This window comes from Phycisphaerae bacterium (assembly GCA_018003015.1).
In the GTDB taxonomy this organism is placed as follows: Bacteria; Planctomycetota; Phycisphaerae; order UBA1845; family PWPN01; genus JAGNEZ01.
The window spans coordinates 1-14,826 of record JAGNEZ010000102.1; the positions used below are offsets into that span (position 1 = coordinate 1).

The 14,826-nt window shown below is 64.0% G+C and carries 10 protein-coding genes; all 10 read right to left on the reverse strand.

Translation table 11 applies throughout. The features are described 5' to 3' along the window. Positions 1-441, reverse strand: a 441-nt coding sequence (locus KA354_23870) for a BatA and WFA domain-containing protein (GenBank protein MBP7937690.1), incomplete at its 3' end; no start/stop codon positions are given. Then, positions 438-1,334 carry a DUF58 domain-containing protein gene (locus tag KA354_23875; GenBank protein ID MBP7937691.1) on the reverse strand — a complete coding sequence of 299 codons (897 nt, stop codon included), beginning with the start codon at positions 1,332-1,334 and terminating at the stop codon, positions 438-440. The genes KA354_23870 and KA354_23875, both read right to left, overlap by 4 nt. Before the next feature lie 111 nt (positions 1,335-1,445). Beyond that, the gene (locus KA354_23880; GenBank protein ID MBP7937692.1) at positions 1,446-2,465 is read right to left on the reverse strand and encodes a MoxR family ATPase; all 1,020 of its coding nucleotides are present in this window, start codon (positions 2,463-2,465) and stop codon (positions 1,446-1,448) included. Between the two features lie 146 nt (positions 2,466-2,611). Further along, positions 2,612-5,785, reverse strand: coding sequence for a VWA domain-containing protein (locus KA354_23885; protein ID MBP7937693.1), 3,174 nt, complete (start codon positions 5,783-5,785; stop codon positions 2,612-2,614). Further along, positions 5,785-6,705 carry a hypothetical protein gene (locus tag KA354_23890; GenBank protein ID MBP7937694.1) on the reverse strand — a complete coding sequence of 307 codons (921 nt, stop codon included), beginning with the start codon at positions 6,703-6,705 and terminating at the stop codon, positions 5,785-5,787. The genes KA354_23885 and KA354_23890 overlap by 1 nt, the downstream gene beginning before the upstream one ends. Positions 6,706-6,729: 24 nt before the next feature. Further along, positions 6,730-8,325: a hypothetical protein gene (locus tag KA354_23895; protein MBP7937695.1), complete on the reverse strand. Its 1,596-nt coding sequence runs from the start codon at positions 8,323-8,325 to the stop codon at positions 6,730-6,732. Positions 8,326-8,370: 45 nt separating this feature from the next. Next, entirely contained in the window at positions 8,371-9,429 is a 1,059-nt protein-coding gene (locus KA354_23900; GenBank protein ID MBP7937696.1) for an extracellular solute-binding protein, read from the reverse strand. Positions 9,430-9,562: 133 nt separating this feature from the next. Then, on the reverse strand, positions 9,563-11,410 hold the full coding sequence (locus KA354_23905) for a hypothetical protein (protein ID MBP7937697.1): 1,848 nt from the start codon (positions 11,408-11,410) through the stop codon (positions 9,563-9,565). A 174-nt stretch (positions 11,411-11,584) separates the two neighbouring features. Continuing rightward, entirely contained in the window at positions 11,585-12,562 is a 978-nt protein-coding gene (gene queG / locus KA354_23910) for a tRNA epoxyqueuosine(34) reductase QueG (GenBank protein ID MBP7937698.1), read from the reverse strand. A 7-nt stretch (positions 12,563-12,569) separates the two neighbouring features. Then, on the reverse strand, positions 12,570-14,826 hold a 2,257-nt coding region (locus tag KA354_23915), incomplete at its 5' end, for a trypsin-like peptidase domain-containing protein (GenBank protein MBP7937699.1).

A 14,826-nucleotide genomic window follows, 5' to 3' on the forward strand; every position in this document is an offset into this window, starting at 1 on the left:
GGTCAGCACATTGGCCCGGTCGGCGAAGGTGATGACCATGGCCCGCTGGGTGGTGGTCATGCCGTCGACGACCTTGAGGGCCTCCTCCTTGGCGATGCTCAGGCGGATTTGCCCGTCGCCCTCGTCAGCGCCCATCGACGCGGACTGATCGATGAGCAGGGTCATGGACTGCTCGATGTCAGCGGAGCCCCTGCGGACCGGCTCGCCGATCGCCAGGGCCGCCAGGATCAGGATGAGGAGCTGCAGGATCAGCAGCAGGTTGCTGCGCAGCTTCTGGAACGGCGAGTTGACCTGCAGGTCCTCGACCGAGCGGCGCCACAGCAAGGTTGAGGCGATAGGCAGCTCGCGGCGTTTCAGCTTGAGGAAGTAGAGCAGGACCAGCGGTGGAATGGTGGCCGCCGCCGCCAGGACCGGAATGTACCAGGGCGCGAGGAAGTTCACCGCAGCAACCCTCGTTTCCGGAGATAGGTGAGCACCAGCTGGTCGAACGGGACCTCGGTGCTGGTGAACAAGTACGTGATGCCCCGCCGCGAGCAGTATTCCTGCAGCTGTCCGCAGTATGCGTTGAGATTCTGCTTGTAGCGGTTGAGCAAGGCCCGGCTGATCGTGACCTCAGCGAGGTCGTCATCCTCGACGTCGCGCAGCCGGAGGTCGCCGACCAGGTCAGGCTGGATTTCCTGGGAGCTGAGCATCTGGATGGCATACAGGTCGTAGTGCCGTCCGAGCAGGTAGCGCAAACCCTCCTCATAGCCGCCCTTGTCCATGAAATCGCTCAACACGATCACGATGCCGCGCTGGGGGTGGCGGATCGCGAAGTGGCGGCAGGCAGCGGTCATGTTACCCGCGCCGGCCGGCTCCAGGTTGACCAGGTAGCCGAGTACTTTGGAGATCAGGTGACGGCCGCGGACTCCGGCCTGCTCGGGCCCGAACCGGTCGGAGTAGCCGCACAGCGTGACCCGGTTGTAGTTGACCAGCCCGACATAGGCGAGGGCGGCCGCAACCCGCTTGGCGTACAAGGCCTTGGCCGGGTTACCGAAGTCCATCGACTTGCTGCAGTCGAGCAGGAGGCTGACGTGGAGATCCTCCTCCTCGAAGAACAGCTTGATGAACAGCTTCTCGAGCCTCCCGTAGATGTTCCAGTCCAGGAAGCGCAGGTCGTCGCCGACCACGTAGTTGCGGTAGTCGGCGAATTCGACCGATTGCCCCTTGCGCTTTGACCGCCGCTCGCCCTTCATCCGCCCGGCGAAGATCTTGCGCGAGACGATATCCAGCCGTTCAAGGCGGTTCATGAACTCGGGATCGAGTAGTTCGCTGTATGTTGTTGCCGAGGCCATAGTGTCGATAGCCGAAACGCCAGGCGGTCACACGAAGCCCGGCGTCAGGTTTCGGTTTTACCCGGTCATCGCCCTTCTCGCTCCTCTACGCTGACTTCCCGCAATGCAGGCTCAGGCTGCCTTCTCCGTCAACGTCGGGATCTTCTCGATCATATCCTCGATCACCGCATCCGTGCTCATGTTCTCCGCCTCGCCCTCGAAGTTGAGCAGCACGCGGTGGCGCAGGGCAGGCAAGGCGGCCTCCTTCACGTCCTCGAAGCTCACGTTGAACCGCCCTTCCAGCAAGGCCCGCACCTTGGACGCCAGGGTCAGGGCCTGGGCCCCACGCGGGCTCGAACCCCAGCGGACGTACTTGTTCGTCATCTCGGTGGCGAACTCGCCTTCCGGGTGGGTGGCCATGGTGAGTCGAACCACGTAATCCTGCACGTGGGGGGCGAGGATCACCCGCTTGACCAGCTTCTGGGCGCCCAGGATCTCCTCCTGGCTCATGATCGGCTGGATGTCGGGCACGAAGCCGGTCGTTGTCCGGTCGAGGATGGTCTTCAATTCATCGCGCGAGGAGTACTCGACAATGAGCTTGTAAAAGAAGCGATCGAGTTGGGCCTCGGGCAGGGGATAGGTGCCTTCCTGCTCGATCGGGTTCTGTGTGGCCATGACGAAGAACGGCTCCTTGAGGGTATACCGTGTGCCGCCGACGGTCACGGTGTGCTCCTGCATGGCCTCGAGCAGGGCCGATTGTGTCTTGGGAGTGGCCCGGTTGATTTCATCCGCCAGCACAATCTGGGCGAACAGCGGCCCATGCTGGAAGCGGAACTCGCGGTGTCCGGTGGCCGGATCGTCCATCACGATGTTCGTACCGATGATGTCGGCGGGCATGAGGTCGGGGGTGAACTGGATCCGGCTGAAATCGAGGCTCAGGGCCTGGGCCAGGGTGCGGATCAGGTAGGTCTTACCCAGGCCCGGTACGCCCTCGAGGAGAGCGTGGCCTCCGACGAACAGGCAGGTCAGAACGCCGTCTACGATCTCATTTTGTCCGACGATTGCCTTGCCGATCTCGGCCCGCAGGCGCTTGAACTTGGCGCAGAATTCATGGGTCGCCTTCTCGACTCTGGGATCAATGGTCTCGGCCATGACTGGTGGCTCCTTGTCAGCTGATAGCTCGCACCGATCAGCGATCGATCATCCACAATCCGCCACCCCTTTGGCCCCTCTATTGAGGGGACTCGAGGGGTACATCACTTGACACTCAGGGCGCTCAGCTCAGGGCGCCCCATGACCTACTGCTTATCCTTCGCTCTTCCATCCATATCTTCCTTGGCGCGACGCTTGGCTCTCAGCAGCCTGGAGGTCAGATCGCCCGCGTCCTTGGTCCCCGGTTTGCGCCTGGGCTCGGTGTAGCCTGGCTCGCCCGCCTTGGCGGCGGCCTTGCCGAGCGTCTGGCTCAGGTCTGCCGCAGGCTTGGCGGCGGCCTTGTCGCCGACGTCGTACCTGGTCTTGGCACTGGCTACCGGCGTCGGTTCCAGTTCGATGGTCCGCTGTTCGCGCTTCTCGGCCACCCGGGCGTCGAGGCCTTCGCGGACCTTGCCACTGACGTCCTTGAGCTGGGACAGCGAAGCGGTGCTTCGCTGCCCGATGCGGGCCAGGGCGGTCACGCTGGCGGTAAAGAACTGGATGGTTGGCACCAGGTAGTTGTAGCGGATCGCCCAGCCGATCACCTCGGCCAGGACCAGGGCCCCGACGTACCCGAACCGCGGAGCGTTGGCGGTATAGAGCACGGCACAGAACACCACGAATACCGCCACCTCGACGTAGATGGACATGGCCAGATTCGAGGCCAGTCGCCGAGTAGCGACGTCGAGCAGGAACAGCGGCAACAGCAGCCAAGTCACGATCCACCGCCACACCGGCTGGCGCGAGATGGCCGGCGGCAGATGCCGGTCAAAGACCTTGTCCCGAAGCGGATCCATCAGCAACATGCGTCCGCCGGTCCGTTCGACCACGCGGTTGAGCAGGCTCAGATTCGTCCCCATTTCACGGAACTCCGGGGAATAGGGCATGCTCACGCCGGTGCGGATCTGGTGCATTCCCTTGTCGTCGCGGTACGTCAGGTTGATGAGGTAGTTGCCGTGTTCGTCGACATCGAAGGTCGCCTCGTAGCGGCCCGGCCCGGTCTGAGTCACCGCGAGGGTCTTCGCTTCCATGCTGGGGGTGGTCAGACGGCCGGAGAATCTCAGGAAGTTGAGATAGGTTGCGTCCTTATTGAGAGCCTCGATGCTGATGTGTCCTTTGTTGCCATCGATGCGGGCCATGACATCGAAGTCGGCGGACTCCTCCTGGCGCATGGCCCAGCGGAGCAGTTGGGCCCAGAACTTGCCGTACTTGGCCCAGTTGCTCCAATCGGTGCCCCATTTGGGCCACCAGCCACTGGTGAAGACGGCCATCTTGCCCATCTCGTAGTTCCAGTGGGCCAGCACCGGGTCGTTGCCGTCCTGGCTGCGGCGGACGATGGGCATGATGCAGTCCGGCTTGGGCTCGGTGAGCACCAGGCCCCCCAGCCTAGGCAGGTCCCGATCGTTGATGCCCTGGGTGATCTGGGCGAAGTCAAACACCAGCCGCGGCGAGAAGACGCGGTCGTCGATCAGCGGCTTGCGGACGACTTTGGCCTCCTTCATGAAGATCTGGGGCAGCTTGGTGGGATCCTTCACGTCGTAGAAGCGGCCGCCCGTGTCCCTGGCGATCTGGCGGAGATTGGCTTCCTGCACATGCACACCGTAGCCGATGCCCACGGTCGAGCAGGTGATCTGGTGTTTCTTCATGTAGTCAATCGTGCTGGCCGAGGGAGGGGTGGGATCACCATCGCTGATGATGATGACGTGCCGTTGGGACGCGTCCTTCTTGCTCATCAGGCCGTCGACGGCCATGGTCATGGTCTGGGCGAAATCGGGCATGTCCCCGATCTGCATGCTGGTGATTTTCTTCTTGATGAGGGGTTTGTCGAGGGCCGGCGCAAGGGGGACATCCCAGTTGTAGCCGTTCATGCGATAGGAGTAGCAGACCACGCCGAAGTAGTCGAGCGAGCTGATCGTCTCGAGGCTCTTGAGGGCCACCTGCTCGCCCCAGTAGTTGCCACGCGGGATCTCGCAGGAGTGCATGATGATGGCCAGGCCGCCCCGGGGCATGACCTGCTTCTGTTTGATCTCGAAGCTCACCGGGCTGATTTCCTCGAGCGGCTTGCCGATCCAGCCGCCCGCCCCGAAGCTCTCGTCGCCACCGGTCATGATGAGACCGCCGCCGAAGTCCCGCACGTAGCTGGCCAGGGCCTTGTGCTGATCGTCGGTGAACTCGCCGGCCGAGGTGTTGGCCAGCACCACGGCGGCATATTCCTGGAGCTTGAGCAGGTCGAGATCCTTGACGTCATTGGCCACTTCGACCTCGATCCGCTCACGGCCAAGGGCCTCCACCAGCACATCATCGGTATCCCGGCGGACCTGCCCCTCGATCGACTGCGGCAGGCTGACGATCAGCACCTTGCCTTGATCGACGACGAAGGTGAACGCTGTGGCCCGGTTGTTTTCCGGAATGGTGTCGTCGCTCGCCATGATCGGGGTCACCTGGGCCTGGAAGCGGTGCACGCCGCCCCCCTGCACCTCGATCGGAATGGTGAAGGGGTTGGGCTGCATCCCGCCGACCAGCGGTAGAACCGTGTCCTTCAACTCGATCTTGCGGTCGTTGTCGTACAGCGTCAGCTGGACCTTGGTGTCCTCGCGGCTCTTGAGGAGCAGGCGAAGCGGGATCTTGGTGTCCTTGTTGGCGTGGGGGGGAACGACGATCCGATCGAACAGAACCTCGTTTCGGAGTTGGTACTCGATGGGAATGACGTCGACCGCGACCTTGTTGGCCGCGGCGACCTCGATCTCCTCGTTCAGGCTGCCGAGGTTCTCATTTCCGTCGGTCACGAGCACGACACGCCGCGAGAAGCCTTCGGGAAACGACGCCATGGCCATCCGCAAGGCCCCGGCGATGTCCGTCCGATCAGGCTCGAGGGCGGTGCCAAAGCCGAAGATGGCGGCCCCGCCGCGGCTGTTGATCAGGTCGACGCCGGTCTGGCCGTCGAAGCCGATCACCCCGATGCGGTCATCCGGGTGGGCCTTGGCGGACAACTCCTTGACGTAGTTCTGGGCGGCTTCGCGGCGATCGTCGGGGATGCTCTTGGAGCGGTCGAGCACGAACATCACGGCCACATGGTCGTTGCGCTTGACGTACTGGATCTCCGCCAGGGCGATGGCCAGGGCGATGATCACCAGCGAGCGCATGACCACCGCCAGGATTCGCCGCCAGCGGTCCAGCCCGGCCAGGGAACGCACTGAGATGGCCGTGATCACCGGGATTGCCGCCATCAGCCAGAGCCATTCCGGCCGCTCGAACGAGATGGGGATGCTCAACGCCAACATCACATCCTGATCATCTGCACTCTGTTGTTGCCTGAGTCCAGCACATAAACAAACCCGTTCCCGCCGACTCCCACCGCCCACGGCGCACAGAGTTGCCCGGGGTCGCGCCCGGGCGAGCCCCAGCAGCCCAGACTCTTGCCGTTCCGGTCAAAGTGCTGCAGGCGTGCATTTCCGAACTCGCATACCAGCAGCGTGCCGTCCGGCCGCACCGCGACGCCGTACGGGTATTGCAGCTGCCCGGGGGCAGTGCCCATGGCGCCAAACCGGCTCAGAAGCCGACCTTCTCGACTGAACTGGCAGATGCGGTGATGGCAGGCGTCGGCCACCCACAGATCCCATTGGGCATCGAACGCGATCGACTGCGGGCGAAGCAGCTCGGCCTCGCCGGTCTTCTGGCCGCCGAAGCTGGCGACCGGCTTGAAGTCCGGCGTGAACCGGGTGATGCGATCGTTGCCGCCGTACTCCGCCACGTAGATGTTGCCGTCTGCGTCTGACGCCACGTCGGTAGGGAAGATGAACTGCCCCATCTCCTCGCCGATGGAGCCGAATCGGGCGAGTTCCTTGCCGTCTCGGTCGAAGACCATCACCCGGTGGTAGTGGGTGTCGGCCACGAAAAGCCGCCCGCTCGCATCGACGCCCAGACCGGTGGGTTTCCCTGACAGCCACTCCGGCATCTGCCAGCAGGTCTCGAAGGTGCCATCCGGCTTGAATCGCTGTATGCGAGCGTACTTGTCCACGGCAAAGACAGAGCCGTCGGGGGCGACCGTCAGGGCTCGCGGATAGACGAACTGTCCGGGACCGAGGCCTTGATCACCGAAGATCTTCTCCGGTGGCCGCGGGGACAGGTCACCGTCTCCGCCACAGCCGGTCAGCACGGCTGGCAGCAGGGCCCCCAGGATCATCTTGCCTCGTTTGTTCATCGTCATCGCCCGCCGGACCCGCTTTCAACTCCTGCTCCACCAGAAGAGCCAACCGGCCCCAAGTGTCACCACCAGACCCGCAGGCAGTACGGCCAGACTGGTGGCGATCACCATGTCATCGCGTCCGTAGTGCATGTGGTTCAGGATGGTCACGGCCAGACTGGGATATCCCACCGGTCCGACCACCTGGGTCATCACGATCTCGAACAGGGAGAGCATACCGACGATCAGCCCTCCCGCCAGCAGCGCCGGCCACGTCGCAGGCAGCAGCACATGGGCCAGGACACTCATGCCGTCCGCTCCGTCGCTGCGAGCCTGCTCGACCGCGGCCATGTCCTGTCGACTGGTCGCCAGCCAAGCCACCAGTACCACCACGGCCGAATACCGTCCGATCAGGCCGAGGCACCACACGACGAGCGTCTTGTCGTACAGATAGCCCCATGCACCGGGGCGATTGAACACCAGGATGAGGCCGATGCCCATTGCCGCGGGCGGCATGAGCGCGGCGGCCAACACGGCTAGAGCCGGCCACCGCAGCCAATGCCGTCTCGACGCGCGCCAGAGCAGGGCGGTCGCGATCGCAATCAGTACCGACATGGCCGCGACCAGGGCGGCGACCTGCAATGAAGCCCGCCATTGCCGGCTGAACACCGAGAACGCCTCGCCCCACACGTCCCACCGGCGTAGGGCGAGGAACATGGCCGCCACCGGCATGCCCAGAGTCAGGATCCAGACCAAGCTGGCCCCCGCGGCCGCTCGCAGCCCAGAGCCCGGGCCTCCCATCCATACGTTCCGCCCGCCACCGAGACCGTCTTCGCCCGCTTCGGGGACATGCCAGTCGCGCATGGCCTGCAGGCTCCAGCCCATCAGCAGGCCCAGGACAGCCATGACGATGATCGGTTGGGCGGCCATGCGAACGATCTCGCCGGGAGCCGCGGCGATATCGACCAGGGCCATCAGTTCCGTGGCGTACACCCTGGCCAGGGCGAAATGCGGAATCGCATAGTCGGTCAATGTCACCGCAAAGACGACGCACCCGGCGGCCAGCATGTACGGACGGAGGCTTGGCAGGACCGCGAACCACCAGGCCCGTGCCGGCGTCGTATCGAGAATCGCCAGGGCGTATGCCGATCGCCCGGCCGCGCGCCAGCCGACCGCGACGATCAAGGCCACGACCGGCCAGAGCCACCCTGCGGAGATGACCCCGGCCTTCGCCGCGGCGCCAAGTCCCGATGCCGGAACCGACGGCCCCGCTGGAACGAATGATCCGAGCACGCCGCCGACACCCGGCAACAGACCCCAGGCGTAGGCGTAGACTTGAGGAGGCACCAGCAGCGGCGTCAGCGTCAATCCCAGCGCCAGAGGCCACGCTCGACGTCTGGTCGAACCGAGCACCGCTGCCGGCCAGAGGCCAAGGAGCAGCGCTCCGACGCTGGCCGCTATGCTCAGGGTAACGCTCCGCGTCAGCAGGACCGAGGACGGTAGGATGATGCGTGGATCGTTGACCGGCGATCCACAATCCAGGGACGCCATGCCGATACCGATGAACGGAAGGAATACCCCCGCGAGCAGCGCCAGGCTGCCGACGATGCACAGGATCGCGGTTGCCACTCTCGCCATTCTGACTGTCCGCCACCGGTGACTCCCGATCCGCCGTGCCGGCGGTCACTGTGCCAGGTGCTCACTCGCCAGCCGGATAGCCGGCTCCATGGCATCTGCAACCTCTGCGAAAGAGACCTTGGTTTCCGGCGGCAGCTGCATCCCGACTTCGTCGCGGAGCTTCGCACGAACCGGGATGTTGCGCGAGTCGCTCCTGGCCAGGATCCGCTCGGTCTCCTCGGAAGCAAGGAAATCCACCAGCTTCTTGCCCTCATCGCCATGAGGCGCTCCGCTGATCAAGCCCACCGAATTGGGAATCAGCAGCGTGCCGCCGTCGCCCAGATCGGGGTACGTCAGGTCGACCGGTTCACTGCGTTCCTGGCGGGCATACACGTCGTCGGTGTCGGTCATCCCGATGGCCAGGTTTCCGCTGCCCACCTGGCGGGCGACCGTGGCATTGCCGTCGAGCATTGGCCCGGAGAGTACCCCCTTGAGTCTCTGGAGGTACTCGATGTAGGCCGGCTCGCCCCAGAGGACATACATGGCCGCGAACTGCCCGCCGGTGGTGCCGAACTGAGGATTGGCCACGGCCAGGCGGCCGCGCCAACGGTCATCCGCCACGTCTCTCCAGCGGGTGGGCATTTCCTCTCTCTTGACGCGGTCGGTATTGAAGATGAGTACCCGAGCCCGCGATGCGAACGCCGTCCAGCAGCCATCGGCATCTCGATATCGATCGGGAATGCCGGCCGCTGGTGGGTGATACTCGGCCAGCAGTCCCTCGCGGGCCAGCTTGATGGTATGGAACAGCTCGCTGGACCAGAACACGTCTGCCCGGGGGCGATCCTTCTCCGCCCGGATACGGCGGACCAAACCGGTGGTCTTGCCCGCCTCGGTATCCAGCTTGAGCTGAACCTGAATACCGGTCTTCTTCGTGAAAGCGGCCACGACCTGGAGAGCGATCGGCTCATCCACGCTGCTGTAGAGTATGACACTGGGTGATGCGGGTTTAGAGTCACACCCGGCAAGACACCCTATCGCCAGGATGAAGGGGGATGCGAGGGCAGCAAGGCTCTGCCGCAAGGGAAGCTTGACGGCCGTGCAATGGACTGTAGGGCAAAAAACCATGGTCCGATGATCTCCCTCGCGGAGGTGGTCTCGACTCACCTCCGTTCGTTTCCCATACCAAACCGCCGGGCGGGACCCGGCGGCGCGCTGATGCTAACGCTGTGCTCAGACCTCGCACCGACGCCCCATTTGCTCACTTCTTCTCGGGCGTGGGCGGTTCGTCCTTGGCCGGTGGCGCGGTTTCACGGGCTCGTGTGAAGTAGTTCTTCACGCTGGACTGGTACTGCCGCGGAATCTGCTCGCGCTCGATGGCGTCGGTCACGTCGCGCTCGGCCGAGATCATGGCCTCCTTGAACGGCGTCGAGACATCACCCTTGATCTGTTCACCGTTGATGAACTTCTGGGAGATGATACTACCTGGTTTGGTGATCACGGAGCTCCGCCGTTCGACCGACCTGAAAGCGGTTTGGGCGGAGGGGGCGACGCCGCCCTGCCCCTGGCCCGGATTAGGACCCATGCCTGGCCCCGGGCCCTGTCCCTGGCCCATCGCGCTGCCGGGATGCATGCCACTGCCATTGCAGGCCGAGCAGGGCTTGCCGTTGACCATGCCCGTGCCGTTGCACGCCTGGCAAGCGTTTCCCAAGCTGTCCTTTGCGGCGCTTATGTCGGCCATGGCCGAAGCGATCTGGTTCATCTCCTGCTGAAGCGACTCCATCTCGGAGAGCTGCTGGGCCGCCGCAGTCAGGCCGGACAGGTCGTCCTGCTGGCCCCCGTCGGCACCCTGCTGGCCTTGCTGGCCCTGCTGACCCGGCTGCCCGGACTTGCAGGCCGAGGCCATGTTCTTGGCCATTTGCTTGGCCGCGTCGCACGCTGCCCCGCGCTTGGCCAGTTGCTGCATGAGCTGGCTGATCTGCGGCTGCGACAAACCCTTGCTCGCCAACTGCTTGGCGACGGCGTCGAGCTTCTTGTCACTCAGATTCTGCAGCGCCTGCTTGATCTCCTTGTCGCTCAGCCCGGCATTGCTGAGCTTGTCGCGCATGTTCTTGTCGTCCTTGGCGATCTGATCAATCTTGGCCGAGATCTTGGCGAGCTGGGCCTTCAGTTCCTCGGCCTGTTTTTTCTCGGCTTCCGTTTTGGGCGTGACGGACAGTTTCGCCTGAATCTGGGCCATCGCCTCCTGGGCGGCCTTGAAATCCCCCTTGGACATGGATTCGGCGAGCTTGCCCACCGGTGACTGGCTCTTGCTCTCCGCGGCTAGATGACGCATCATCTTGGCGAACTCGTTGACCTTACCGATTTCCTCGCTGTTCTTGCGGTCCTCGAGCTTCTGGCCCAGCTTCTCCACCTGCTTGAGACCCTGTCGGCGAACGTCGAGCGGGGTCTGGAGCGCGTCTGCCTCCATCGGCTCGAGCTTGTCGATCTCGTCCTTGATCGCAGGGTTCTTCTGGCGAATCTCGTCCATCGTCTTCTTCACGATGGGTATGATCTGGGCCTGCGATCGCTTAACCACCTGTTCATTCTGTTTTCTCTGTTCTTGTTCGGTCCGCGTTCCGGCCAGATCCAAGGGTGGGAAGAGCCACAAAACCAGCAGCGCCATCACCACGGTGCCCAGGGTATAGGGGGTACCTCGTGGGGCCACGATCGGCAGGTGGCGACCGACGGCCAAGCCGCGCACGGCCTGTCGGGCATCACTGACCACGGCCTGGGCAAAGGGATCCGAGGACGAGGCACAGTACAACCCGCTCCCCACCCGCTCGCGCAACCCCGCAGCTTCATCCAACCGTGCGGCCGCAGTCATCATGCTTTCGCGTGTCGCCAAGGTCCAGATCACGGCCGCCAGCACGGCTGCACCGGCCAGACCCGCGGCCGTCGCCAGTAGAAAGGGCCCGCTCTGAGTGAACAGACTGAAGGACCGCTCGACCATCACGGTGAACATGAAGAGAACGGCCGAGCCAGCCAACGTCCAGGCCAGAGCCCTCATCCACCGCATCACCCAAAGCCGGCGTCTGGCTTGCCGGACAGGACGTTGCAGATCGGTCATGGTTCTGCCCTCAACTGCGATTGGCGATACCGTGCACCGCGGATGCATGATACCGCGCTCCATGCTACGCATACAGCGGGCTGGCGACCTGAAGTACCACCCGAATCTACCTATATTGACGTTCCCGGGAGCTTCTTACACCAAATGATCGGTCATGGGCCGGAGGGCCCGGCATTAAAGTGTGGCAGCAGCCGCGGTCTGGTTGCGGGCGGCGAGGGCGGCGTTGCGATGCCACATGGCCAGGGAGGCCCGTTTCATCGCGCTGCCGGCCAATCGCAGCTGGCGCTGGGCCTCCGACCAGCCGGCCACCTCGGCCAGAATCGGCCAAGGGGGCAGGGCATCGGGATCCTGCACCTCGTAAGCCGGCTCCCGGGTTGCAGGTATGCTGCGGTTGTGCGGGCAGACCTCCTGGCAAATATCGCAGCCGTAGACCCAGTCGCCCATGCGTGCAGCGAGGTCGCCGGGAATGTCGCTGCGGTGTTCGATGGTCAGGTAGGAAATACACCGGCGGGCATCCATTTGATACGGGGCGGTGAGGGCACCCGTCGGGCACGCGTCCAGGCATCGCCGGCAGGTTCCGCAGTGGTCGGCCATCGGCTGGCCGGGCTCCAGATCCAGGGTCGTGACCACGGCACCCAGGAAGAAGAACGAGCCCAGGCGAGGGTGGACCACGAGGGTGTTCTTTCCGATCCACCCGAGCCCGGCGGCCGCGGCAGCCTCGCGTTCGATGATCGGGGCGGTGTCCACGCAGCATCGAATCTGGAACGGATCGGCGATCGTGGCCCGCATGGCCTCGGCCAGTCGGTCAAGCTTCTTGCGCATCACGCGGTGGTAGTCGCGTCCCCAGGCGTAGCGGGCAATCCGGCCGCGGGGTTCGCCAGTGTCTCTGCTGCCTGGGTGCGGCGAAGCCTTCGGCCAGTAATTGTCAGCCAGAACGATTACCGCACGGGCGCCGTCCAACAGTCTGGCGGCGTTGACCCGCACGTCGCGGGTGCGCCGCAGGTACTCCATTTCACCGTGGCGCCCCGCCTCCAGCCACTCGGTGTAGTATTGGGCTCGCCTGATGGGTTCGACCGGGGCAATGGCGGCCAGATCGAATCCGGCATGGAGGGCCAGATCGAGCACGTGGCGAGATCGCTCGGACGGGGTCATGGCGTCCTCAGGGGCAGGATGTCTGGACGAAGGACTGACCCATGTTGATGCGGATCTTGGCAAGATCAAGGACGTTCATCCTGCCATCGGTGTTGATGTCACACGAGTAGTTGCTGGTTGTCACCGGCAGGCTCATGTTGAGCCGAACCCGCGTCAGATCGAGGACGTTGACGGCACAGTCGCCGTTGACGTCGCCCGCCAGGACGGCCAGGCACAGGCTGGCGGCCACGGGCGTATTCACCGGACTCAGGATACCCGGGAATCTCATCACCAGTTGTTCGCCGTTCCGCACGCCGGCCAGTTTCACGGTGAGCTGCCGATTCATGATGGACAGCTCACTGATGGCGCCGCTGGACAGCTCCACGTCGCCGCCGCTGATGCCCGCCTCCTGCACGGGAAGATCGAACGTGACCACGATTTCGGTCGGACCGCCCTGCCGGCTCTCCACCACGATGCCGCAGCCCCCGGTGGCCGGGGTCAGCAGATCAAGGTCCATGACCTTGCCGGCGTGCGTCTTCCTCGACACCGCCGAGGTAATGGCCGGAGCCGCGGTGCACACTTTGCCGCTCAGATCGCTAACCACGAAGTTGCCCGGCACCCCGAACCCGGCGGAGAGGCCCACCAGGCCGTCGGTGGACGCGATGTCCAGGTAGCTGAGCTGGATGCGGCCGTCGGTGAAGAGCTCGACCTGGAAAGTATTCTTGGTAGTTGCCTTGTACTCAGGGACATCCAGCCAAGTCACGGCCACGCGGTCGGGCAACTGCTTCAGGCTCACCGTGCCGCCGACGGTCGGATTGAGGTCATCAAAGAAGGCGGAGATTCGCGGCAGATTGAAATGGCCCTCGAGCGACTCGAGAAACGCCTTGTCGCTCATCGAGAAGGTGATGTAACCGTTTCCCCCGACGAAGAACTCCTCGTAGCTGACGCCGTACAGCGACCCCGGGAGAAGCACCTCGGCGGGATCGTCGTCACCCGGAGACAAGGGGATGCCGCCGGCGGGATCGGTGGGCAGGGCGGTAATGGGCTGGATGCACGCTCGATAGAAGTTCGGAGAACCGTCGGGGACAAAGAGGATGGCCTTGTACTGCAGATCGACGGTCCGGTTGACGAACATCTCCGTATAGTATTCATCGGGCTGCCCCGGCGTTTCGAAGGAGAAGCAGCTGCCGCCGTTGTCGGCGGCGAGCACGTTTCCCGCTGTATCCAGGGCTCTGATCGAGAAGTTGTATCGTGCCTGCTGGGCAAGATCGCTGAGCTGGATGACATGCAACGTCTGCCACGCCGACCCGGACACCTCGCCGGTCAGCGAACCGCAATCCGCGCCGTAGTTCAGCGTGCACGTCGCCGGCTCGTCGGTCCGGAAGGAGATCGTCGCCAGGAAAGGCCCCAGCTCAACGATCTGGACATCGGAAACGACCGGCGGAGCGCAATCCACCTGAGCGGAATCGGTCGCCAGGGCCGGCTGACCTGCGTTGTCGCTCGCATCTTCAAATGCGACGGTGACAACGTCGGCGAGGCTCACCTCGAGCGATCCGTTCTCCACGACGGAGCCAGCGCTCACCAGGCCGATCGTGCCCCCAAACACGCCTGAGCCCGCCGTGTTCTCATGGAGGACCACGGTCTCGCGATCACCACTCGCCGTGGATGAAATCGCGACCGTGGCGGTGCCGCTGCCCATCAAATCCGTGTCGCCGGCGGTGATCGAAACCACGTCCTGGCAGCCGTAGGAATTGCGCGACAGGCTCACGAAACCACTCGAATCCAGACAGATGCCCGAGGGCATATCCTGGCAGATCAGGTTGATGGGTACGGCTCGATTGGGACAGACCGCACAATGGTGCAAGGCGATGACCTTATACGAGGACATCGAGATCACCGGCGAGCCCGAGGATCCGCCCTCGGTGTCCGCGTAGTAGCCCAGGTCCAGATTGCCGCCGCTGCCGGTGCAGGCCGGCTCACTGACCGAGGCCACCCGGCAAAAACCGTCTGGATCATGAGGATCCGTGCTGAACAGAGCCAGCTCCTTGGCCCGGCCGCCGGGATGCTGTGGGATGAACACCTGCTCTCCGACCGCGGTGATTCGATTGTCGACCTGGAGGTACCCATAGGTGTCCACCGGAGAAGCTGCGGTGAATTGCAGAAGGGCGTAGTCCAGATCGAGATTGCTCTGGACAAAGGTCGCACACGAAATGACGGTACCGCGAAAACCGAGTGGAGAGTTGGCATCCTCGCAGTTCGGAGCCTCTGCCATGAATTCATAGTCG